The sequence below is a fragment of the Mucilaginibacter lappiensis genome (genome assembly GCF_900155965.1).
Taxonomy (GTDB): domain Bacteria; phylum Bacteroidota; class Bacteroidia; order Sphingobacteriales; family Sphingobacteriaceae; genus Mucilaginibacter; species Mucilaginibacter lappiensis.
On the sequence record NZ_FTMG01000006.1, the window covers coordinates 310,999 to 335,555 of the forward strand.

At 43.5% G+C, this 24,557-nt stretch carries 19 protein-coding genes and 1 pseudogene; 9 read left to right on the forward strand and 11 right to left on the reverse strand.

Annotated features, from left to right (window positions below; translation table 11 throughout):
* Window positions 1-94: 94 nt before the first annotated feature.
* Complete coding sequence (locus BW976_RS14280; RefSeq protein WP_076373969.1) at window positions 95-2,989, forward strand: DEAD/DEAH box helicase; 2,895 nt, start codon at window positions 95-97, stop codon at window positions 2,987-2,989.
* Window positions 2,990-3,084: 95 nt separating this feature from the next.
* Here the strand turns inward: BW976_RS14280 and BW976_RS14285 are convergent, their stop codons facing one another.
* The 9 genes from BW976_RS14285 to aspS all read right to left on the reverse strand — a co-directional run bounded on the left by BW976_RS14285 (window position 3,085) and on the right by aspS (window position 12,092).
* On the reverse strand, window positions 3,085-3,321 hold the full coding sequence (locus BW976_RS14285; protein WP_245834697.1) for a protein tyrosine phosphatase: 237 nt from the start codon (window positions 3,319-3,321) through the stop codon (window positions 3,085-3,087).
* Between the two features lie 99 nt (window positions 3,322-3,420).
* Window positions 3,421-3,933 carry a nuclear transport factor 2 family protein gene (locus BW976_RS14290; RefSeq protein ID WP_076373971.1) on the reverse strand — a complete coding sequence of 171 codons (513 nt, stop codon included), beginning with the start codon at window positions 3,931-3,933 and terminating at the stop codon, window positions 3,421-3,423.
* Window positions 3,934-3,960: 27 nt separating this feature from the next.
* Window positions 3,961-5,265, reverse strand: coding sequence for an amidohydrolase (locus BW976_RS14295; protein ID WP_076373972.1), 1,305 nt, complete (start codon window positions 5,263-5,265; stop codon window positions 3,961-3,963).
* A gap of 91 nt (window positions 5,266-5,356) precedes the next feature.
* The gene (locus BW976_RS14300) at window positions 5,357-5,842 is read right to left on the reverse strand and encodes an FKBP-type peptidyl-prolyl cis-trans isomerase (RefSeq protein WP_175614109.1); all 486 of its coding nucleotides are present in this window, start codon (window positions 5,840-5,842) and stop codon (window positions 5,357-5,359) included.
* 162 nt (window positions 5,843-6,004) lie between these two features.
* Entirely contained in the window at window positions 6,005-6,505 is a 501-nt protein-coding gene (locus BW976_RS14305) for an FKBP-type peptidyl-prolyl cis-trans isomerase (RefSeq protein ID WP_076373974.1), read from the reverse strand.
* A gap of 184 nt (window positions 6,506-6,689) precedes the next feature.
* A complete protein-coding gene (locus BW976_RS14310) occupies window positions 6,690-7,151 on the reverse strand; it encodes an FKBP-type peptidyl-prolyl cis-trans isomerase (protein WP_076373975.1) in 462 nt (153 codons plus the stop codon).
* 797 nt (window positions 7,152-7,948) lie between these two features.
* Window positions 7,949-8,383, reverse strand: coding sequence for a hypothetical protein (locus BW976_RS14315; RefSeq protein ID WP_076373976.1), 435 nt, complete (start codon window positions 8,381-8,383; stop codon window positions 7,949-7,951).
* Between the two features lie 10 nt (window positions 8,384-8,393).
* A complete protein-coding gene (locus BW976_RS14320; RefSeq protein ID WP_076373977.1) occupies window positions 8,394-10,091 on the reverse strand; it encodes a hypothetical protein in 1,698 nt (565 codons plus the stop codon).
* A 255-nt stretch (window positions 10,092-10,346) separates the two neighbouring features.
* On the reverse strand, window positions 10,347-12,092 hold the full coding sequence (aspS, locus tag BW976_RS14325; protein WP_076373978.1) for an aspartate--tRNA ligase: 1,746 nt from the start codon (window positions 12,090-12,092) through the stop codon (window positions 10,347-10,349).
* Between the two features lie 578 nt (window positions 12,093-12,670).
* Between aspS and BW976_RS14330 the strand changes: the two genes are divergently transcribed.
* The 3 genes from BW976_RS14330 (at window position 12,671) to BW976_RS14340 (ending at window position 16,965) form a co-directional block, all read left to right on the forward strand.
* Window positions 12,671-15,127: a TonB-dependent receptor gene (locus BW976_RS14330; protein WP_084192193.1), complete on the forward strand. Its 2,457-nt coding sequence runs from the start codon at window positions 12,671-12,673 to the stop codon at window positions 15,125-15,127.
* Between the two features lie 32 nt (window positions 15,128-15,159).
* The gene (gene pnuC / locus BW976_RS14335; RefSeq protein WP_076373980.1) at window positions 15,160-15,777 is read left to right on the forward strand and encodes a nicotinamide riboside transporter PnuC; all 618 of its coding nucleotides are present in this window, start codon (window positions 15,160-15,162) and stop codon (window positions 15,775-15,777) included.
* 96 nt (window positions 15,778-15,873) lie between these two features.
* Window positions 15,874-16,965: an acyl-CoA dehydrogenase family protein gene (locus BW976_RS14340; protein ID WP_076373981.1), complete on the forward strand. Its 1,092-nt coding sequence runs from the start codon at window positions 15,874-15,876 to the stop codon at window positions 16,963-16,965.
* Window positions 16,966-17,171: 206 nt separating this feature from the next.
* Here BW976_RS14340 and BW976_RS14345 read toward each other — a convergent pair whose 3' ends face one another.
* Entirely contained in the window at window positions 17,172-17,561 is a 390-nt protein-coding gene (locus tag BW976_RS14345) for a VOC family protein (RefSeq protein WP_076373982.1), read from the reverse strand.
* Between the two features lie 221 nt (window positions 17,562-17,782).
* On the opposite strand from BW976_RS14345, the gene pafA reads away from it, so the two are divergent.
* The 5 genes from pafA to BW976_RS14370 all read left to right on the forward strand — a co-directional run bounded on the left by pafA (window position 17,783) and on the right by BW976_RS14370 (window position 23,849).
* Window positions 17,783-19,456, forward strand: a complete 1,674-nt coding sequence (pafA, locus tag BW976_RS14350) for an alkaline phosphatase PafA (protein WP_076373983.1) — start codon at window positions 17,783-17,785, stop codon at window positions 19,454-19,456.
* 135 nt (window positions 19,457-19,591) lie between these two features.
* Entirely contained in the window at window positions 19,592-20,215 is a 624-nt protein-coding gene (locus BW976_RS14355) for a thiamine phosphate synthase (RefSeq protein ID WP_076373984.1), read from the forward strand.
* A gap of 580 nt (window positions 20,216-20,795) precedes the next feature.
* Window positions 20,796-21,368, forward strand: coding sequence for a hypothetical protein (locus tag BW976_RS14360; protein ID WP_076373985.1), 573 nt, complete (start codon window positions 20,796-20,798; stop codon window positions 21,366-21,368).
* Between the two features lie 162 nt (window positions 21,369-21,530).
* Complete coding sequence (locus BW976_RS14365) at window positions 21,531-22,607, forward strand: DUF6515 family protein (protein WP_076373986.1); 1,077 nt, start codon at window positions 21,531-21,533, stop codon at window positions 22,605-22,607.
* Between the two features lie 159 nt (window positions 22,608-22,766).
* Entirely contained in the window at window positions 22,767-23,849 is a 1,083-nt protein-coding gene (locus tag BW976_RS14370) for an SGNH/GDSL hydrolase family protein (protein ID WP_076373987.1), read from the forward strand.
* A 384-nt stretch (window positions 23,850-24,233) separates the two neighbouring features.
* On the opposite strand, the pseudogene BW976_RS29405 reads toward BW976_RS14370, so the two are convergent.
* Window positions 24,234-24,557 (reverse strand): annotated as a pseudogene (locus BW976_RS29405) (IS4-like element ISSysp3 family transposase); the annotation flags it as partial.

The window sequence follows — 24,557 nt, forward strand, 5'->3', positions numbered from 1 at the left end:
TTATTTAACAGAAAACACTTTCAAATAAAGTAAATTCTCATTACGTTTGAATTTTTTGTTGATGTAGCTTCTATTAATTTTTTATCAAAAGTTAATGTTACGCGTCGACAGTACCAAACCATGCCAGATCATTTATGCCATTGCCCGGCATGAGTATTTGTCGTACGTTATTGAGCCACACATCGTTCAGCTTAATCCCAACGGCGAATTTTCATTAACCCACCAGCGTTTATTCTCCAATACAGCCAAAGAATTTATCCATTGTTTGGATGATACTGATATTAAATTGATCAGGATATTGGAGGAAATGGAACAGGGTAACGTGATCAAGCGTTACTACAAAAAGCCTATCCGCCCTTTTGAGTTTTTCTCTAAGATATTTAACGAGCAGCTTTTTGATACCATCCGCCCCAAAATGGAAAAGCGTATGGCCGAAGCGCTAGCGTTGCTATGCAGCAAACAGGTATACCAGATGAGCAAGGAAGGCTATCCGGCTGAGCGTAAGCTGCAGATAGCTACCGAAGCCGCTTCGATATTGTTTCATTTCAGGCGTAACGAGGAAGAGATCAGGTATTTCCCTACTATCAAATACCAGGGCATGCGCATTGAATTCATGTTCAAAAACGCCGAGATCATTTGCAACCACCCGGCCTGGATGTTGTTGGACGATACGCTGTATTATTTTGATAAAGAGATAGAGGGTAAAAAGCTGGTGCCTTTTCTTAACAAAAGGTTTATTGCCATACCCCGATCGTCAGAGCAATCCTACTTTGAAAAGTTTGTGGCGCCGTTAATCGAAAAGCATAATGTATATGCCGAAGGTTTTATCATCAACACCGAAAAGTACGATGCACAGGCGGCGCTGAAACCTATCTATATCGAGGGTGGTACCTCACAGCTGCAATTGTATTTTAAATATGCCGGCTATATTTTTCCGTATGGCGATGGCAGGCATGTATCCGTGCGGATGGAAAAAAATGGCGATGATTATATCTTTCACCGTATTAAGCGTTCCATCACCTGGGAAAAGAACAAAATGCAGCAGCTGGAGCAAATGGGCCTCAAAACGGCATCGAGCTTGTTCCAGAACCTGGAAGTGGATAACCATGATGAGGATGCCGACCATTCTTTCTCGGTTTTTGAGTGGCTTAACCAACACCACGACCAGTTGATTGAGCAAGGCTTTGAACTGGAACAGCCCGAGGGCCAAAAACGCTATGTATTTGGCAACAGTAAAATAGACCTGGAAGTAAAAGAAAATAACGACTGGTTTGATATCCATGCCATTGTATGGTTTGGGCCGTACAGCATACCATTCATCCAGCTTAAGAATCATATCCTTAACCGTAAAAAGGAATTTACACTACCATCCGGTGAGATTGCGGTGATTCCCGAAAAATGGTTTTCGCAATACGGCAACCTGCTGCATTTTTCTGAAGGTGGTAACGATCTGAAGCTGCGCCGCCATCATATAGGCCTGGTAAATGATTTGGCAGAAGGCGAAATGGCCAACGTGACCATGACGCGCAAGCTCCAGAAACTAACCGACTTTGAGGAGCTGGAAGAGGTGGAGATGCCGCAACATTTTGCCGGTAATTTAAGACCCTATCAAAAAGCCGGGTATAACTGGTTCCACTTTTTAAAGAACTATCATTTTGGCGGTTGCCTGGCTGATGATATGGGGCTTGGTAAAACCATACAAACCCTGGCTCTGTTACAAAAGCATAAAGAAGATACCGAGGCGGCAGATAGCAAAGCTACATCGCTGGTAATTATGCCTACCTCACTCATTTATAACTGGCTTAACGAGGCTAAAAAATTTGCACCACAGCTTAAACTGATGGTGCACACCGGCACCATGCGCTACCGATCGGCCGATGTGTTTGCCAATTATGATGTGGTGATCACTACCTATGGCATCAGTCGCATTGACATTGGCATGTTCAAAGAGTACTTTTTTGATTACGTGATACTGGACGAAAGTCAGAACATCAAAAATCCATCGTCCAAATCGTTCCAGGCGGTTAAGCAGCTTAAATCGCGCTTTAAACTGATACTGAGCGGTACCCCGGTTGAAAACTCGGTGAACGATTTGTGGACGCAAATGTCGTTCATTAACCCGGGCTTGCTGGGTGGGCAGCAGTTTTTCCAAAATGAATTTGTAACGCCCATTGAAAAGAAAAAGGATGAGGATAAGGCCCGCAAGTTGCAGGCCCTTATAAAACCTTTTGTTTTGCGCCGTACCAAGGAGCAGGTAGCCACCGAGCTACCGCCAAAAACCGAAAACCTTTTCTATTGCCAGATGAGCGAAGAACAGGCATCGGTTTACGAAAAAGTTAAATCGGAATATCGTAACGAACTGCTCAAAAGTTTGGAAGACGGCACTTTTGCCAAAACCCAGATACAGGTATTGCAGGGCTTGATCAAGCTAAGGCAGATTGCCAATCATCCAATCATGATAGATAGTGATTATGAGGGCGATAGCGGTAAATTTGAAAACGTGGTGCATACCCTGGCCAACGTATTGGATGGCGGGCATAAGGTGTTGATATTTTCGCAGTTTGTAAAACAGCTGAGCATTTATCGTGAACATTTTGAGCGCGAAAGCATACCTTATGTATACCTGGACGGCAGCACCCAAAACCGTGGCGACGTAGTAAAACAATTCCAGGAAGACCACAAAACACGCGTGTTCCTAATCTCGATAAAGGCAGGTGGTGTAGGACTAAACCTTACCGAGGCCGATTATGTATTTATACTTGACCCCTGGTGGAACCCTGCTGTGGAGCAACAGGCCATTGACCGCACCCACCGCATCGGGCAAACCAAAAACGTATTTATCTATAAATTCATCACTAAAGATACGGTGGAAGAAAAGATACTGGCCCTGCAACAACGTAAACTCAGCCTGAGCCGTGCACTCATCACCACCGAAGAAAGTTTTATCAAATCGCTTACTGCTGATGATATCAGGGAGATATTGGGGTAAAAAACATTTCTTGTCATGCTGAACACAGTGAAGCATCTGTTATACAACTAGCATATCGAAGAAGATCCTTCGTGCCTACCCATGACATACCGGCTTTACAGATAACCCTTCAAAGCCTCTTCCAATATCGCAACCAATTCCGGATCATTAAATTGGTAGTTGTCTTCAATATCCAGTATTACCAATTGTCTATCGCCTATATCAAAACGTTGCTTTAACAGTTGCTGATGTTTACGTTCCATTACAAAAATAATGTCGGCCCGATCAATCATTTTCTGATTGATACGGATGCGCGCCTTATCGCTGGTGCCGGCAGAATATGCTTGGTGCACAGGGTGGTTCCTGAATAAAAGCTCGGCTGTTGGGCTTCGCCATTGATTTTTACTGCAGATGAAGAGGAGGATAGACAATTTAAAAGCTAAATTAAATTATCAGAGACCATTTTTGGGGACCCAGGCCTGGCTTTTGATGAGCCATTTATCGCCTACCATGCGGAGTACAAATGAAAATGCGCCTTCTTCATTAAATGGGTCGCCATTAATGGTTCCAGTATATTCAACGGGAACAACCAGGTAGGCTACTTCTTCGGTTTGCTGAAAAACTTTAATGCGTTTTACATCAACCTTAAAATCCTTTATTTTAAAACCCTTTACAGCTTTTTGTACCGAGTTTATCCATTGTACACCTGCCAATGGGCCCGCCCAGGAAAAAGGTGGCTGTTCATCGCTTATTACAGCATTAGGTGTATAAAATTCAGCTACTTTTTCGATATTAAAAGTATAGGACGCTTTCAACACCGTGTTCACAATTTCCAGAACCTCGGGCTTTAATGTTTTTATGGTTTTTGCAGTATCCACACTATTGATGCCTGTGGCATATGTTTTATGCCCAACCGAAAAGGTTAAAAGCAAGCCTGCACATACTATCGTGAATATGTTTTTCATTTCAGGGAGCAATTAATATGATCTGTACTATTTACCATAGCTATTCATATAGTCCAAAGTTAAGTTACAAAGGGCCTTAACTCCTAATGTAAATCCACTTTCATCAATATAAAAATCGGGCGTGTGGTGTGATGGCGCTTTGAGCGGGTCCTGGCCTTTGGGCATTCCGCCTAAAAAGAAGAATAGTCCGGGCACTTTTTCCTGGTAAAAGCTAAAATCTTCGGCGCCGGTAACGGGTGGGCGCAGTAGCACATTTTCGGAGCCGGCGGTATGTTGCAGGCTGGGCAGCATTTTTTCGGTTAGCTTAGGATCATTAAAGGTAACCGGGTAATGGTTGCTGTACGGGATCTTCACTTCGGCGGTAGCCCCCTGTGCTTCGGCGGTTTTGGTGGCTATTTGTTTAACCCGCTCAATCAGTAGCTTCTCATCGGCCAATGTAAAAGATCTAAGCGTACCCAGCATTTCTACCTGCTCGGGTATAATATTTGATCGATTGCCTCCTTTAATAGCGCCAATGGTAACCACCGCCGGGTTTTGTGTTACATCAATATTACGACTTACAATGGTTTGCAGGTTATTAATGATCTCGGCCGAAACCACTATCGGGTCGATGCTTGACCATGGGTAGGCGCCGTGAGCAGATCGTCCTTTTACAATGATCTGCATATCGTTAACCCCCGCCATTGTTCCACCCGGGCGATAGGTGATCTTACCCACCTCGGTTTGGGAATTGATGTGCAGGCCAAATATGGCATCAACCTTTGGATTTTCCAGCACGCCTTCTTTCACCATTTCTTCGGCACCGCCTTTTTGACCAGGCTCTACCCCCTCTTCCGCAGGTTGAAAAATAAATTTTACGGTACCGTGCAACTCACTTTTCATGGTGGATAGCACCTGAGCAACAGCCATCAAAATAGCCATATGCGAATCGTGCCCGCAGGCATGCATTACACCAACTTCCTGTCCGTTATAGGTAGTTTTTACTTTGGATGCAAAGGGCACTGGTGTGCGTTCAATTACGGGCAAGCCATCCATATCGGCCCGCAAAGCAACAACCGGTCCGGGTTTATCGCCTTTTAAAATACCTACTACACCGGTGGTAGCAATCCCGGTTTGTACCTGTATACCTAACGACTGCAGATGTTTGGCAATAATACCCGAGGTACGCACCTCATGGTTCCCCAATTCCGGGTGTTCATGAAAGTCCCGTCGCCAGGCAACAATCTGGCTTTGTAAAGCATCAGCTTTGGTATTTATTTGTGCGGTTACATTGGTTTGAGCAATAGCTTGCAGGCTGCTTATGGATAGTAATAAGGTGTAAAGTTGTTTCATGCCGTATTATTTACTCTAAATATAAGCATAAACAATAAAAAACGGCTGTATTTTGAAATGTAGCCGTTTTTGTGGATAGTTATATAAAAACTTAATTGATGCTGATAAGATCTATCGTAAATATCAATACGGAGTTAGGTGGTATCGGGCCATTGGCCACATTGCCATAACCTAATTTGGATGGGATAAGCAGGATAATGCGCCCGCCTTTTTTTATAAGAGGCACACCAATGGTTAAGCCAGGTATAGCTCCCGATAAACTAATTTGGTAATTAACTTCGGAATCAAAAGGATTGTCATTAAGCAGCTTGCCGGTAAAACTAATCGTAACGTTTGATCCTCCCGATGGATTAGCAGGTCCTGTTCCGGGGTTAACAATCTGGTAATAGAGGCCTGTTGTAGTGTCTTTGGTAGCCGTAATATCGGTATGCGCAGCCAGGTATGTTTTTATGGCCGCATCATCGGTGGCTGCCTGTGTCGCAGGGTCAACCACAACGGGAGGCTTCTGTGGATCTGTTTTTAAACAGGCTGATAAAGTGATGATGGCCAGGCCCAATAGTACAAAGTATCTTTTCATGTTCATATATCGCTAATAGCAGTTTTTTAAATCTAATATAAATTTAACTGTTTATTAAAGCGAAAAATTCTTGAAATTCAATTCCTTATACAGAATAGTATTAAACAAAACAGGCCCGGGGAAATTCCGGACCTGTTTTGTTTAAAGACGGATGTGGTATGATCAATTAAAGCCAGTTAGCCCAATAGTAAATACCAATACTGAATTTGCGGGTATATCGGGGCCCGGCGAGGTATTGCCGTAGCCCAATCGTGAGGGTACAATTAATAAAATACTGCCCCCTTGTTTTATAAATGGTAAACCAATTTGCCAGGCAGGAATTAAGTTGGATAAAATCCCGGTAAATCCGGTGCTTGAACCAAATACAGATCCGTTTAATAAACTGCCGGTGTAAGAAACCGTTACGGTTGAGTTGATAGTTGGGCTTGTAGTACCTGTACCCGCATTAAGTATCTGATAATACAAGCCGGATGTATCTTTTTTTGCCTTGATGGTTGGGTTCGCCGCCAAATAGGCTACAATTGCAGTGCTGTCAGCTGCGGCTTGTTTTACAGGGTCAACAGCAACCACAGGATTGACGACTTCTTGAGGATCTGAATTTGTTTTTAAACAGGATGATAAAATAATGGTTAATAAACTTAAGAGTAAAAAATATTTCTTCATAATCGATCTTTAACGTTATAACAGATTTTGTGACCAAAAATTATAGTAATTCAAGGGAGCTCGGGCATAAAAATGCCCTCTTCTCTGATAAACAGGTTTAATTTACTACGTTGACCTTGTTATAGCTGTTTCGTATCGATAATGTTACCTGACCGGGGCATTATTGGCTGCCCGCAATAATGATTTATTGAACGCTGATGAGGTCAATATCAAATGTAAGTACCGCGTTTTCGGGGATCGGGCCGGCACCATTTACACCGTAGGCCAGGTGTGAAGGCACATACAGAATCATGTTACCACCGGGTTTTAAATGAGGTACCCCTATTTGCCATGCCTTAACCAGGCCGGATAAAGGACTCGAGAAATTACTGCCTTTGTCATACAGCTGCCCACCCATGAGGGAGCAGGTATAATTAACGGTTACGGTTGAGCCTTCGGTAGGTGCAACACCGGTACCCGGTTTTACAATTTGATAGTACAAGCCCGACGGGTCTTTTACTGCCTTGATCTGCGGATTGGCTTTCAGGTATACGCGAATCAGGGAATCATCAACTTTGGCCTGCTGCGCCATCTGGCCCGACATGGAACCGCCGCACGAGGTCAGAAAGATAACAAACGCGCTTAATAGTAAAATGTATTTCTTCATGGTAGTATAATCAAAAAAGCTCCCTCCAAATATCAGCTAAAGCGCGGAATTTGAAGAGAGCTTTTTTGATTTTTATTGTTTTGATTTAAACCCTCGCTACCGCGAGCGCCCCGCTTGTGCTTAACTATGATTAGTCAATTCATTGCCAGTGTCCACAAGCGGGACTCGTACGGCAGCGGGGAGGATGATGCCCGTGCAGGGCCGATTTGGTATGCGTTCCAAACCGGCCTTGATCAAGTTAGCTAACTGATCGTACGCGTGAGCAGATTTGATGTCGTTTTCAGATCTGGCTAATATACCCGCCTGTAAAAGCTATCATAATATCCTGGTATATCTTCTGCAATTCGGTCTCGCCTTTCGCAAATATCATTAGCCCTGCCATTTAGTGATCTGTTTGGGAACTTCTTATTCACTGTAAAACATCCATAGGATTTTCCGCTTCTATCTAGTATTATTGGTGGGTATTTGGCTTTTTCATTAAAAACAGAGTAATTACTTGTTTTACTGCCATATTTCCCATCGGGGTTCCATATGGAATTTGCACTATGTATAATACCATAATCACTGTAGGGGCTCCATATCGAATTTAGATCCTCGTTATCGCAAGTTAGGCAACCCAAAAACTGATCGTGATTTTTACCTCCGTAAATTTTCAATTGCTTTTACATTAAGGGGAGTAAAAGCAATTAAGGAGAATAATATTAAGAGGTATTTCATTCTTTCAACATTGGTAAACAAAGCCGAATCACAAGTGTAAAGTTTGCGTTAATGCGTAAATATTTAATATGGCCATATTATTATTTTTTATACTTAATGCCGAACGCCATTTTATAATGACCAGGTATGTCTTCTACAATTTCGTCTCTCCATTTGCAAATATATTCGGTCATCCTGTTCGAGGCCCGTTTGGGAAACTTTTTATTGACGGTAAAATAACCATACGGTTTTCCGTTTTCATCTAATATTATCGGTGGGTATTTGGCTTTTTCGTTAAAAACGGAGTAATTACTTGTTTTACTGCCATATTTACCATCAGGGTTCCATATCGAATTTGGATTATGCATAGAGCCATAATCACTATAAGAACTCCATATTGAATTTGAATCTTCATCATCACAGGTCATACAACCTAAAAACTGATCGTGATTCTTGCCTCCATAAATTTTGAATTGCTCTTTAGGGCTGTGAGATATAAAAGCGATTAAAGCGAATAATATTGTTAACTGTTTCATGATTTTTAATTTATGGTGAACATTTATGTCCTACAGAAGTTCCTTTAGTAACATCTCGTTCGGCATCGTTATAATTTTTAAATAAATCAGTTTTGGTTTGAATAATGCCTGTTTGAGCTAATGCTAATGCTCTATCAGATGGAAAACTGGGATTGTAAGCAAGAATAGCATCCCGAAGCCCGTTTACGAAATAATCGGCCATTGTTAAATGGTCTTTACCCACAATTTTTGTTTGATACGCGGGATCGATATAATAATCGTATTTGTCGGCATTTACTACCTGAGAAAAATTTTGTCTTGGGAACACATTTATCATGGGGTATTTGGAAGCAAACGCAGCATCACCTAAAGTAGTATGCTCTGAATTTAAAAACGCATGTAAAGCCTCGTGATACAATGTTACTAATCTATACTCATTTGTTGAATTTGCCAATACCGCAGGATTAATATATACACTGCTAATAAGGACACCATTAACTTTATCCGTATTGGTATAACCATCTTCATCAGCATCGGTACCGGTAAAATGAGCAGGATCTCCCTCAAGGAATATGATATCATTACTGGTGTTCGTGCTAAAGGCCTGATAAATAAGCTGGGCGATATTGGTATTCAAATTTGGCAGTGCGGCTATCAGTACCTTGGTACACGGATATTTTTTGCCCAAACTATCTACTATAGTAGGCACTGGTATGGTTATAGTACATGGAGTAGATGGCGGCGGCGGTGGTGGCATTGTCGGCGGTGGGAAAGTTCCGTCGCCATCACCAGGGGGTGGTTGTACCACATTTTTGTAAACAACCAAATGCCCATCCGTTGATTGCACTTTTAATGTGCTGGAATTAGTACCGGCACATGGTGGTGGCGTTGGCTTCGATGGTGTAGAACCGGCACTGCCTGCTCCTCCGCCACTGCCGCTCGGAGCACCTCCTTTACCACTATTATCGCCACCACCTCCAGAGTAATCACACGTCGGACCGAGGTATTTTACATCTACTACAGTACCATCCACCTCCGAATATTGGTACCAGTCTGTACAGTTTACCTGGGCTAAATCCGGATGCAGGCTTTGTACCTTTTGACCACCGCCCGTTGCAGCGCTGCTATTGGGTTGCATGGTATGGATAATGCTGCCATTTTTATAAAACCAGCCGCTTACAAAAGTCCCTTTGGGTGTACTATATAAAACTACCCCGCTAAAATCAGTATCTCGTTTATTGTATTTGTTATGATCTAGCTTGGTCATGTCATTTTTAAGATATGCTTCATCAGCAATAACGGTCATGATATAGGCATTGTACTGCTCCCCATCTTTTAATAACAGGAAAGAGCTACGGCTGTTATCTTTGGAATAAACAATACTATTGGTAGTCATGTTTTTCATGGACTGTGCAAATTTAGCCGATGGGTCAATGGGTATTTCAAGTACTGGTTGATCACCTCGCTTATAACTGGTTGTATGTTGCCAGTCGGGTTTAATAATCTGACTTAGGTCAGAATTTGTACCCGCAGCCTGATTAGATATTTTGGGCGCATTCACGGGGTACGCGCTTTCGTACCAGCTTTTTGCTTGTGCGATGGCCGGATAAGTAACAGAATTTTGTTGATCAGTTCGGGAGTCCTTTTTACAGCTATTGATAATAACAGCAGCTAAACACGCAGTGGCGAGTAATAGCCAGGAGGCTTTTTTTATAATGGGTCTATGCATAGAGCAGCTGGATTCATTTCTTATTAGTAATATGCCTAATATGTATTTAATACTCTAGCGCTGCAATAGGTGAAAACACGGTATTTGAAAAAACTTATAAATATAAAGTATCTGTATACGGCCCCGAGAAGAGGTGTTACCAATGAGCTTGAAAACTCATCGGTAATAGAAGTATTTTAATCAAAAAAGCTCCCTCCAAATATCAGCTAAAGTGCGGAATTTGAAGAGAGCTTTGGTTATTTTTATTGTTTTGATTTAAACCGTTGTTTTGATCTTGAGTTCGGTCATTTGCGCATCGGCGATGGTGGATGGCGAATCGATCATTACGTCGCGGCCTGAATTGTTTTTCGGAAAAGCGATCACGTCGCGGATAGAATCCAGTCCGGCAAAAATAGATACCAAACGATCGAAACCCAATGCTAAACCACCATGCGGAGGTGCGCCGAATTCAAAGGCATCCATCAAAAAGCCGAATTGCTTTTGTGCTTCTTCCGGCGAAAAACCAAGGTGTTTGAACATCAGCGATTGCATAGCGCGGTCGTGGATACGGATAGAACCACCACCAACTTCGGTACCATTGATCACCAGGTCATACGCGTTGGCGCGTACTGCTCCCGGATCGGTATCCAGCAGGGCAATATCCTCTGGCTTTGGTGAAGTGAACGGATGGTGCATCGCATGGTAACGGCTGGTTTCCTCGTCCCACTCCAACAGCGGGAAATCGAGTACCCATAGTGGTGCGAACTTGTTTTTGTCGCGCAGGCCTAAACGGCTGCCCATCTCTAAGCGTAGCTCATTCAGTTGCTTGCGTACCTTATCGGCATTGCCGGCCAGTACCAGCATCAAATCGCCTTTTTCGGCGTTGAAAGCGGCTGCCCAGTTGGTGAGCTCGTCTTCACTGTAAAATTTATCAACTGATGATTTCAGTGTGCTATCCTCGTTATAGCGGCAATAGATCATCCCGGTAACACCAATTTGCGGGCGTTTTAACCACTCGGTGAGTTCGTCTATTTGTTTGCGGGTGTAGCTGGCGCAACCTTTAGCGTTGATACCTACTACCAGTTCGGCGTTGTCAAAAATGCCAAAGCCTTTACCTTTAACAATGTCGTTTAGTTCTACAAACTCCATCCCGAAACGAACATCGGGCTTGTCTGATCCATACAAACGCATGGCATCAGCATATTGCATACGCGGGAAATCGCCCAGGTCGATACCTTTTACGGTAGTGAACAGGTGGCGGGTTAATCCCTCAAAAATATTTAATATATCTTCCTGGGTGATGAATGATAGCTCACAATCTATCTGAGTAAACTCCGGCTGACGGTCGGCACGTAAGTCCTCATCGCGGAAACATTTCACGATCTGAAAATAACGGTCGAAACCGCTTACCATCAATAGCTGCTTAAAAGTTTGCGGCGATTGCGGCAGGGCATAAAACTCACCCGGGTTCATACGGCTTGGCACCACAAAATCACGCGCGCCTTCGGGTGTTGATTTGATCAGCACCGGGGTTTCTACCTCAATAAAATCCAGCTTATCTAAATACTTGCGAATCTCCTGTGCCATTTTATGGCGCAAAACCAGGTTGTTGCGTATTGGCGTACGACGCAAATCCAGGTAACGGTATTTCGCACGAAGCTCTTCACCACCATCGGTTTCATCCTCAATTAAAAACGGGGGCAGCTTGGCTGCGTTCAGTATTTCAATATCCTCAACAGTAATTTCAATTTCGCCTGTTGGTATTTTGGTATTCTTATTAGAACGTTCAAGCACCTTGCCCGTAACTTTTATTACAAATTCCCGACCAAGCTCCCGGCTTTTTTCGCGCAGATTAGCATCTGAATCGGTATTGAATACCAATTGAGTTAAACCATAACGGTCGCGCACATCAATAAAGGTGGTACCGCCCAAATCGCGCGATTTTTGTACCCATCCGCACAAAGTAACCGATTGGCCTAAGTTGCTGATATTTAATTCGCCGCAGGTATGAGTTCTAAGCATAACAATTTTGTATAAAAGTCTGCAAAAGTAAACTTTTGATTTCGGATTTTTCACTGCTGTTTATTTTTTAAAGGTGTTCAAGGGGGCATTGCCGTTTCGGAAGTTCGATTTCGAAATTTAAATTTTAGAAGTAACTTTAAATTGGTTAAGGGTGTGGCTGAGTGGAGAAGGCTATTGCTGAATAAGCGGTATACTTGTAAAAGAGTTCCGGGGTTCGAATCCCTCCATTCTTAACTTTATATTAATCTATCTGTTTCGGTACAATCAGGAAATCCGAAATCCCACATTCGAAATCCAAAATCAAACCCTATCTTTGCCCTATAATTTTCTCAAGGGGGTGCCTTGCTTTGAGCAATCAAACTGAAAGACAGGCTGAGATCAAACCCATTGTTTTGGAAGTAAAAAGTAAAAAGTCAAAAGCAGTTAAGCGACTTAAGACCCGATACTTAGAACTGAATACTTAAGAAACATGCACCTGATCCGGATAATGCCGGCGTAGGGATAGGTAATAAGTTAAGTGTACTGCGTATTTACCCTGATGGGCAGATGGTTTAACTATTTTTAGTTTATTAGTTATTTTGAAAAATTTGTTTGCAGCCATTGCTGCTTTGCTGTTGCCTGTTGTGGCATCGGCCCAGCTTTCCATCAGCGGAAAGATCACCAACACCGTGGGCGAGGCGCTACCTGGCGCTACCGTATCTATTAACAACCCAACGGCCAGCGCTGTTGCCGACGCCACCGGTAAATATCATTTTAACGATCTGAAACCAGGGAACTATACCCTAAAAGTAAGCTACATCGGCTATCAATCCCTTACTAAAAATGTGGTTTTAGGAGCTAATGAGATAGTAAACATTGCCCTGAGTAATGGTACGCTCACTGCCGAAGAGGTGACCGTAAGCTCTACCCGGGCCATTAAAAATTCGCCCACGGCTTATACCAATTTGAGTAAGAAGGATCTGGCGAAAAACAATTTCGGGCAGGATCTGCCTTATATGCTCAACCAAACCCCATCGGTAGTGGTTACTTCTGATGCCGGGGCGGGGATTGGTTATACCGGTATCCGTATCCGCGGATCAGATGCTACCCGTATCAATGTTACCATCAACGGTATTCCGTATAACGATTCAGAAAGCCAGGGCTCGTATTTTGTCGACCTGCCGGATATCACCTCCTCTATCGATAACATCCAGATCCAGCGCGGCGTAGGCACTTCCACTAATGGCGCGGGCGCTTTTGGCGGCAGCATCAACGTACAAACCACCACCCGTCGCGATACCGCTTATGCCGATATCAACGCTTCGGTGGGCTCCTATGGATCCATCAAAACTACGGCCAGCGCGGGTACAGGTTTGCTGGGTGGACATTTTAGCCTGGACGGCCGGGTATCACGCATCCACTCCGATGGCTATATCGACCGGGCATCATCCAACCTTAAATCGTTTTTTGTGAGTGGTGCCTGGTACGGGAAAAACAGCACTTTAAGGGCCAACGTGTTTTCTGGTTACGAAACCACTTACCAGGCCTGGAACGGTATTGCCGATTATGTGATTGGTGATAATACCCGTTCAGATAACCGTACCTATAATGAATTGGGATATATAGATGCAACCAACTCGTTCTATAAAAACCAGGTGGATCATTATACCCAAAACCATTATCAGTTACTGTACGATAAAAAAATATCCAACAAGCTATCCTTTAGCGGGGCCCTGCATTATACCAAAGGCAAAGGTTATTATGAAGAATACCGCAATGCCGACTCGCTAAAAAACTATGGTATAGCCCCTATTGTGGTTGGCGGTAACACCATCAGCGCTACCGACCTGGTACGGCGGCTTTGGCTTAATAATGATTTTTATGGCGTAACCTACGCCCTTAAGTATCAGCCCCAAACCAACCTGAACATGACCCTGGGTGGCGCTTATAACCAGTACAAGGGTGCGCATTATGGCGATGTGATTGATGTCTTTACGCCTATCGGTCTCCCATCCAATTATGAATACTACCGCGATAACGCCAAAAAGAACGATTTTAACATTTTTGCCCGTGCCGAGTGGCATTTGGATAAAGTTTTGCTGTATGCCGATATGCAGTACCGCCATATTTATTATTCATTTTACGGGATAGATAAGAACCTGAACAACGCGCAGCAAACCGCCGAACTTAACTTTTTTAACCCCAAAGCAGGTATAACTTACCAGTTTAATGAGCATAGCAATGTATACGCCTCCTTCGCGGTAGGTAATCATGAACCCAATCGTGATGATTACGTCGACTCGCCGCCGCAAAACAGACCAAAATCTGAAAACCTGAAAGATTTTGAAGCCGGTTACCGCATCAGCGGCCCCGTATTTACAGGTGGTATCAACGGGTTTTATATGTTGTACAAAAATCAGCTGGTATTAACCGGGGCGTTAAATGATGTAGGCAGCCCGGTGCGTACCAACGTGAAGGACAGCTACCGGGCCGGCTTGGAGTTTGATGGTAAGGTAAAAATTGTCAACCAACTTTACTGGGGCTTAACCGCTACCTGGAGCGCCAACAAGATCAAGAACTATCAGCAGTTTTTTGCCAACGAAGATGGCGGTCCTTTAGTAGGCGAAACGCTTAAAACAACAGATATTGCTTTCTCCCCATCGTTAACAGGTTCAAGTGTCATCAGCTATAACCCGGTAAAAGGCGGCGAGATTGCTTTCATCAGCAAATATGTAAGTAGGCAGTATATCGATAATACCTCCAACCAAAACCCGCAGGGCTATACTATCACCCCGGAAAACGCGGGTAACCCGTATGCTGCCAACCGCTTATTAAACAGTTACTTTGTGAATGATGTACGGATAAGGTATACCTTTAAGGTGAAGGGTGTAAAAAACATTGGACTGGGCTTGCAGGTGAACAATATCTTCAGCGAAAAATATGAAGCCAATGGTGCTACCTATGCCGATGTTAAAGGAAATAATATCCTGAATTATAATTACTTTTTCCCACAGGCGCCACGCAATTTTATGGCCTCGGTGAGTTTGAGTTTTTAACGGACACTAATTGCACGAATTACACGAATGGGATGCACAGCTTATTAAATCTGTTTATTGAACAAATACGGGAAACCACCTGGGTACAATGGCTTGCTGTGGTACTGGGTGTTGCCGAAGTGTTGCTGGCGCGGGTAAATAACATCTGGCTTTACCCTGCGGGGATACTAGGCACGGCCCTATCCATCCTGTTATTGATGGAAGCCCAGTTGTACGCAGAATCGCTGCTTAATGTGTACTACATTGTGATGAGCGTATACGGTTGGATATACTGGATAAAAAAACGCGATCAGCCATCGGTGAAGGTTACATGGTCTACAAAAACAGAATGGATCATCAGTTTATCCATATCATTGGGTGGTTGGGCAGTACTGTATTTTTTGCTCCGGTATTTTACGCCCTCAAATGTGCCGTTATGGGATGCTTTTGTATCCTCAACCGCCTGGGCAGGCATGTGGCTGCTGGCCCGCAGAAAAATAGAAAATTGGATATTTTTAAACATATCCAACCTGTTTGCTGTGCCGCTGTTGTTTTATAAAAAACTACCCATGTTTGCCGCACTAACCATATTTTTATTTATAGTGGCCTGCTTTGGCTATTTTGACTGGAAGCGGAAAGCGGTGAAAAAAGATATGAGATTTGAGACATGAGATTTGAGATCGGGCGGTCGATTTCCTGGCAACATCTTTTAATTATTAAGCTATTATTTTTTTGTCTCATATCTCATGTCTAAAATCTCATATCTAATGAGTCATCCCTCAACCCACCTCAAACCCGAATGGGTAAAAATAATAAGGGAGGCGGTACCCGCGGCCGAGAAGGCGGGAATGCTGCAACCATCACAATTGGAGTTGGTTCATGAACAGGGCTGGTTTAAGTTTTTGGTACCTGAGGTTTATGGTGGCTTGCAACTGTCGCTGCCTGATATGGTGAGGCTGGAAGAAAGCCTGGCCTGGGCCAATGGCAGCCTGGGCTGGGTGGTTACGCTTTGCGCCGGAGCAGGCTGGTTTGGCGGATTTTTATCGCCCGGGATTGCTCCCCTCATTTTTGCCCATCCTCTATTATGTCTGGCTGGCAGCGGTGCGGCAACGGGAACAGCAACGATAACTGAAGGCGGATACCTGATAAACGGTCACTGGAAATATGCCAGTGGGGTACATCACGCTACGCACTTAACGGCAAATTGTATCATTAAACAAGGAGAAGAAACGGTATTGAACGATGATGGCACACCACTGATATTACCTTTTATTTTCGATCGTAAAGATGTCAGCCTGATATCGGCCTGGAAGTTTATGGGAATGATGGGTACAGGCAGCGATGCCTATGAAGTGCATAACCTCTTTGTAGAAAAGAACCGGTGTTTTAAAATCGACCCGGACAATGCAGCTATCGGCGGGCCTTTATATCAATACCCTTTTATGCAACTGGCCGAGGCAACACTGGCGGCCAATATATCGGGTATGGCGGTTCATTTTACCGATCTGTGCGCTGCTGTTTTTGACGAAAAGCCGGAGAACAAATACCTTAACGCCAACAGGCGGGCGAATATCAAACAGCTGCATGAAAAACTAACCGGCAGGTTAAACGCGGCACGCCTGGAGTTTTACAGCACCGTTGATGCTTCCTGGCAGGGTGCACTGATGGGCAAAGCCACGCAACTACAACAAATTGGTCAAAGCAGCCGCAAGCTAGCCCGTACAGCGCGGGAATGCGTAGACGAGCTATATCCCTACTGCGGTCTGCAAGCAGCTAATCCCGATACGGAACTCAACCAGGTATGGCGCGATCTGCATACCGCCAGCCAGCATTCGCTGCTGGTGTTTGAAGATGTCTGAACCAGGATTAACTCCGTTGAGAGCCACGTCGTTTACCGAATTTTGGAATTAACAGAATGTTTTTAGTTGCACTCTTTCAGCCTGTGGCTGGTGCTATCACCACAGGCTAAATGGGACGAAAATGAAGGATAAATAGCTATGGGCTTTAGCCTAATTTATTTGCTTTCGTTTTTCCGAATACCTACCATAAGCTGAAAGATTGAAAATTAGGCTTTAGGCCTTCCAAAAAACAAAACATAGCCATCAGCATCCATTACTTCAAATCCGCGCAGCCCATCGCTGTTGTCATGAATAGGTTTCCGAAATGTAATACCGGTTGAACTAAATTCTTCAAATAAGGTATCTGGTTCTTCGGTAGAAATGTACGCATCCCAGGAGGCCCATTCATGCCGGGTATGATTGGGAATGGGTTTTATGTCGTCAATAATTACCTTTAGCATAATAGAAACAGAACCCCGACCCACCATAGCCCAATATGGACTATCGTCAGGGCCAGTATACCATACCTCAAAGCCAAGTTTATTTTCATAAAATGATACCGAATCTTTTAAATTCGAAACAATAAAAAAAGGCGTAATGAAGTTAAGTTTTGACATCGTTTTGCGTTTTTTATCTTGAAATAAACAGCTAATAAATACGGCGTTGTTACAAATATCGGGAGTTGAAAGAATGAAAGCAAATCAAAACTTTTACTGAATACGGAGAGCGAATTGTAACAGCCCGAACGGAGTCACCACCCAACAGTTATATTTAACAAAAAACTATACTGCATTTTAAAAGCATTGTTGATATTTGGGCTTCTCCAAATTCATAAAAAATGAAGCTTAAACATCTGCTTTTTATTCCTCTCTGCCTCGCTGCCGTTTCGGTATCAGCACAAAAAAAGAAAGTTAGTATCTCACCTGCTAGTGCATCATTATCTCACCCCAAATTGGTAGTAGGCCTGGTGGTTGATCAGATGCGCTGGGATTATCTGTACCGGTATTATGACCGCTATCAGACAGGAGGTTTTAAGCGTTTATTGAACGAGGGTTTCACTTGCGAAAATACCAATATTGATTATATACCAACCGTAACTGCTGCGGGTCATACCTGTATCTATACCGGATCAGTACCGGCCTTGCATGGCATTGCCGGCAATGATTTTATTATACAGGCCACCGGAAAATCTATGTACTGCACAGACGACAGCACCGTGCAGGCAGTGGGCAGTACTTCAAAAGCTGGCCAAATGTCGCCGCGCAATTTACTGGTTACTACCGTGACCGACGAATTAAGGTTAGCTTCCAACTTCCGCTCCAAAGTTATCGGTATCGCCCTGAAAGACAGGGGTGGTATCCTACCCGCCGGGCATACTGCCAATGCCGCTTACTGGTTTGATGATGAGAGCGGTAACTGGATCAGCAGCACTTACTATATGACCGATCTGCCGGCCTGGGTTAAGAAATTCAATGATCAGAAAATAGCCGAAAAATATCTGAAACAGGATTGGAACACACTGTATCCTGTGAATACCTATCTGCAGAGCGCACCAGATAACAGCCCTCGTTATGAAGGTAAATTTGGCGGCGCAGAAGCCCCAACCTTTCCCATTAAAACATCCGAATTATATAAGGGTAAAGTAGGGCTAATTCGTTCAACGCCGTTTGGAAACAGCATGACGCTCGACCTGGCCCGCGCCGCGGTTGATGGCGAACAATTAGGCAAAAACACCGTGACCGACTTTTTAGCGGTTAGTTTGTCTTCTACAGATTATATTGGTCACCAGTTCGGGCCCAATTCGGTGGAGGCAGAAGACACCTATTTAAGGCTGGATAAAGACCTGGCTTCATTTTTTAGTTACCTGGATGCTACTGTTGGCAAAGGCAATTACGCTGTTTTTTTAACGGCCGATCATGGCGCTGCCCATAATCCAACCTTTTTAACCGATCATAAAATACCGGCCGGTTTCTGGGATGACGGAAAAGCCGTTGTGGATATGGAAAAGCTGATGGAGGATAAATTCAAAGTAAAAAACCTGATCCGCAGTATGGCCAACTATCAGGTTACTTTTAACAACCCCATTATCAAAAAAGAAGGTTTAAATATTGACGCACTGAAACAGATTTGTATCGATTACCTGCAAACACAACCGGCCATTGCTTTTGCTGTAGATATGCAAAAGGCTCAAACCGCCAATATTCCCGAAGAGCTGCGCAGCCGTATCATCAACGGGTATAACGTGGAGCATAGTGGTGTGATACAGATCATCCTGAAGCCGGGATATTTTACAGGGCATGGTAGTACAGGGACAACTCACGGTTCCTGGAACCCTTATGATACCCACATCCCACTGGTATTTATGGGCTGGGGTATTAAGCACGGCAGCCTTACCCGTCAAACACACATGACGGATATTGCCCCTACCGTAGCTTCGTTATTACATATACAAGCGCCAAACGGCAACATTGGTAAAACCATCAGTGAAGTCTTGACGCAGGAGAAATTGTAGTTTGGAGCGAGTTGCGGGTTATGTGGATCGAGTGTTTTAATGTAACAAAAATTAGAACAATGCAAGGATGTGTTACGACATCTCTGCATTAATAAATACAGGATACCGGAAACCCGAACCTGGCAACTAAATCAAATGAAAAAATACATCTCCAAATTTCATTACCTCACGCAGGATCTGCCCGATCGCAGCCACGTACAGCAAGTACAGCTAGCCTGCGAAGCAGGGGCCAACTGGGTACAATACCGCTGCATGACCAAGGCCGAAGATGAGCTGGTTGATGAACTGAACGAAATAGCCGGCATCTGCGATGATTGGGGCGCAACACTCATCATCACCAATCATTACCATTTACTGGATAAGGTAGATGCCCAGGGTGTGCACATCGAAGATCCCCTGGCCGATCTGGCAGCTATACGCGCTACCATAACGGATGAAAAAACATTGGGCGCATCTGCCAGTAACACGGACGCCCTGTTAAAAATACAAAATCTGGGCGTGGCCGATTATTGCGGCTTTGGCCCCTTTGCGCATACCCATACCAAACAAAACGATTACCCGCTGCTGGGTTTCGATGGCTATCGCCAACTGGAAAAATTACCCATAGATATCCCAGTGATAGCTGTAGGCGGCATACAGTTGAATGATGTAGAGCACCTGCTGCAAACAGGCATTTATGGCATAGCCGTATCAGGAGCCATCAACCTTGCGCTCAATCCTGGGGCAGCGTTAAAAGAGTTTTACAGGAAGGTTTATTGAAAGCTTATTTGTTGTAATGGATTTCCTTCACTCCCGCGAGATTAGCGCAGCGTATCTCGTGGGGGGGGGCATGGTTAAAGCTTCCAGCTTTAGTTCAGCAGAAAGCTGAAATCATGAAAAACAACGGGTCTAAAGTCCAGGCGACAGAATTTAAATCAGTTTTTTTGACTTATGACTAAAAACTTCAGACTTAAATACCATTCCCCAAGCTTGGCATTCTGTCCGATATTTCGTATCTTTATATAAATCACAGCCCGGCTTTCTTTTTATAGAGAGCCGGGCTGTTTTATTAAGGGATAAAGCAGCCCAAAAACCGGCTGCTTTGCGTATAGATACTTGATAATCAATAAATTAATACTTTTTAAACTTTTAAAAGCGCATCAAAATAGCGTTGAAATTTGTTAAAAAGTGTTAAAATGGGCATTTTGGGGTCAATTTTTGAACAGTTTTGCCCTGTTTTTAAGCAGAAAAGTGTTAAAATTTAAGGTTTAAAAAGTTTTCGTGCGTAGGGGTACTAGTTTAACACTTGTTGTTTTAACACATTCATTAAATATTCATTTATTCTATCTACTTTTAATCGATGTCTTCTCACCATATTGTAAGGGAAAAACAGGAACCGGCATTATTGGTGTTGGGGCTTGATGATTTTCCGGAGGAGTTATTGGGTCAGTTGCTGGAGTGGAGCCCCACGGTAATAACCACCCCCCATACCGCCGAAAAGCTGAATATGCTGGGTATTAAGGTTGATTGGGTGATTGGTAACGGTGAAGAAGACATGGTACAATCAGATGTAAAACTGATGTCTCCTGGCAATAATACGTTGGCAGTAACGGCATTAAATTACCTGATAGCCAACCATTACCCGGCCGTAAACGTAATAACAGACGAACCTGCATTTGATGATCTGTTAAATTACGCCGGGAAAATTGACTTGGTGATATTTCAGGGGCTTCAAAAAATTTATGCCATAAGCTCCGGTTTTAGCAAATGGAAACCGGCTGGTGATGAAATACGGGTACTAAACAGTACAAAAGGACTAAATTACACCGGTTTGGAGCAAATAGCTCCTGGCAGTTTTAAAACCACACATGATGGTTTTTTTACCCTGAGCTTTGAACAATCCTTTTTATGGGTTGCAGAAGGGCTGGATTAGGTCAGAAAAATGTATAATTGAGCTGTTTTTACAGCAAACTACTATATTGGTGTACTTTTTGTTAAATATAATTAAAAACGCGTTAAACCGTTTAATCATTTATTAGTCTATATACTTATATCAGCAAAGAATACCAGGCTGATTAGTTAAAAAATTTTCATCATGAAACGCACATATAAAAATTTATTCACACTTGCTTTAGGAACTCTGTTGAGTTTGTCTTTAGCTTTTACCGCCAATGCACAGCATAGAAGTGGCGGTGGTGGTGGCGGCGGTGGCGGCTCAAGATCATCTGGTGGTGGAGGCGGAGGTGTCTCCCGTTCATCTGGTGGTGGCGGCTTTTCACGTCCATCATATGGTGGTGGTGCACAACGGTCGGCAGTAGCCGCGCCTCAGCGTACCTATGGAAGCAGTGGTTTTGCTTCACGTACTAATGTTACCGCAGCTCCACAACGTACTTATGGTGCCGGAACGCGTACTAACGGGAATGTTGCGCCTGGTCGTACCAGTGTTAATGGAGCCACTCGTAGCTATGGTTATGGAACCCGTGGATATGCCAGCGTGAGCAGAAATTCATATGCCGGTGGCCGTGGTACTTACTACAGAAGTGGTGGTAACGGTTATGGAACCCGTGTTTATTCTAACTACCGTTACGGCGGTCGTGGCGGTTACTTCGGAAACCATTACTGGTACCCATACCATAACTACTATAACTCATACTATTTGCCAAGATTAGGCTTTAGCATAGGATTTTTGCCTTATGGTTACTACCCATTTTTTTGGGGCGATTATCAATACTACTATAGTGATGGTTTGTATTACCAACAGGTTAATGATCAATATACTGTAGTTGAGCCACCTGTAGGTGCCGAGATCAAGAATCTGCCAAAAGATGCGCAGTCTATCATGATCAATGGCGAGCAGTATTACGAGTCAAATGGTGTTTACTACCAACCAATTACTAAAGACGACGGCACCGCCACTTATGTAATTGCAGGTAAAGACGGTGAATTGAATACTGATCAGGGTGGTAACGGTAATGTTCAGCAAGCACCTCAAATAGGTGATATAGTTGGCCAATTACCACAGGACAGCAGAAAAATAAAGATCAACGGCGAAAAATTGTATGTATCTCCCGATGGCTACTACTATCAGGATACTACCGACAATAATGGTAACAGGGCTTACAAAATTGTAGGTACACCATCTGATGACCCTGCGGATCAGAACCAGCAATAAGGCGTATAAATTACCTTAAATAGCATATAACGGGCTGCCTCTTCATTGAGGCAGCCCGTTTTTTTATAAATTCAGGGAACACTGCGGCGGTAAAAACGTTATAGGAGTATTTGACCGGTATCCGTAGAAGCTAATTTTACGCTATAACTTTAACCTGATATGATAAAATATATAGCTGGTTTACTTTTTGCCCTACTGCTGCAGCTATCCTACAACACCCATGCAGCAATCCCCAAAGCAGCCTTAAAATTATACAAGGCCAATAATGCGTACATACAATACGTAGGGCGTATTGACTTTACCAATCCGCTAAAACCCAGAATGTGGTCGCCGGGTGTTTACATCAAATTGCGCTTTGAAGGCAAAAAATGCGAGCTATTGATCAATGATGAAGTGCTGTATGGCAAAAGTCACAATTACTTGGAAATAGCCGTTGATAATAATGCACCGTATCGCATACAAACTACAGGCAAAACCAATGTGATCACGGTGGCTGATGGATTGACGGAGGGCGAACATACGGTTGTTATTTGCAAAGACACCGAATCGCAGATCGGTTATATTGATTTTGTAGGTGTGAAGTGTACTAAACTTTTATCGCCACCTGCTCAGCCAACTCGTAAAATTGAATATATTGGAGATTCTATTACCAGTGGAGCCGGTATGGATCAGTCGACTACCCCATGTGGGAAAGGCGAATGGTACGATCAGCATAATGCTTATATGAGCTATGGGCCGCGCACGTCTCGCAACTTAAATGCCCAATGGCAGCTTACTTCGGTTGCAGGTATTGGTATGGTACATAGTTGTTGTAATATGAATATCACCATGCCCCTGATATTTGATAAAGTTTTCCTGCGCAATGATTCCGTCGCCTGGAACTTTAAACATTACCAGCCAGATGTAGTAACCGTTTGTCTTGGTCAAAATGATGGCTTTGGCGATTCTATCCGCTATTGCGATATCTATACCAAGTTTATTAAAACGGTAAGGCAAAAGTACCCCACAGCCGATATCGTATGTTTAAGCAGCCCCATGGCCGATGACAAGCTATCAGCCGCATTGCAAAACTACCTAACTGCTATTACTGCCGAGGCCAATAATAGCGGCGATAAAAAAGTATATAAATATTTCTTTTCCAGGCGATATTATCAGGGCTGCGGCACACATCCGGATATGAAAGAACATGAATTTATAGCTGACGAGCTAACCGCTTATCTGAAGCAGCTTAAAGGTTGGTGAATCCGCCTAAATAAATCACGTCACTGCGAGGAGGAACGACGTGGCAATGACGCCCCACGCAACCCTCCCCGGAAGGGAGGTCTTTAAAATTTGCTACCGCGCCGTTGTTGGTGTTGTCACCAACAACTTATTATCACTGACCGAACAGTAGAATGTTGGTGACAACACCAACATTGGCGATAGAGCAAGGAGTGGAGATGAGCGTAGTGCGAAAAAGAAATCTTTTACAGTATACAAATCCTCATTGCAAATCCTAGAAGATTTCTCCTCGTACCTCGTTCGAAATGACACTCTTTTTATTTCTTCCGAACACCAACATTGGCGAGTAGACTTTTAGAAAATTTTAAAGCCCTCCCTTCCGGGCTACTGTGTGTACACATCTTTTTAGTTATAATCTTGAAAGAGCAGCCATCCTTCATAAACATTATAGAATTTAGCCAGTCCTTTTTGGAGTACAATAGGACCTGGTTTTCTTTGAGAGATATATCCTTTCCATCCACCCATTCTGGCAATTATCCAGGTTGCCCATTTCAGGGTGTTTACTTTTGCGGGATTTCTTAGCTTTTCGGTTGTCCCGTCCATTTTTTTACCGATCATTTGTAAACAGTCTTGCTCTTTTTTATCAAATACCTCGTCTATAGATTGCTCATTATCATCTAAATAAGCAAGCATCATCTGCAATATTCTAAGGCTTGCCATCATCGCCAG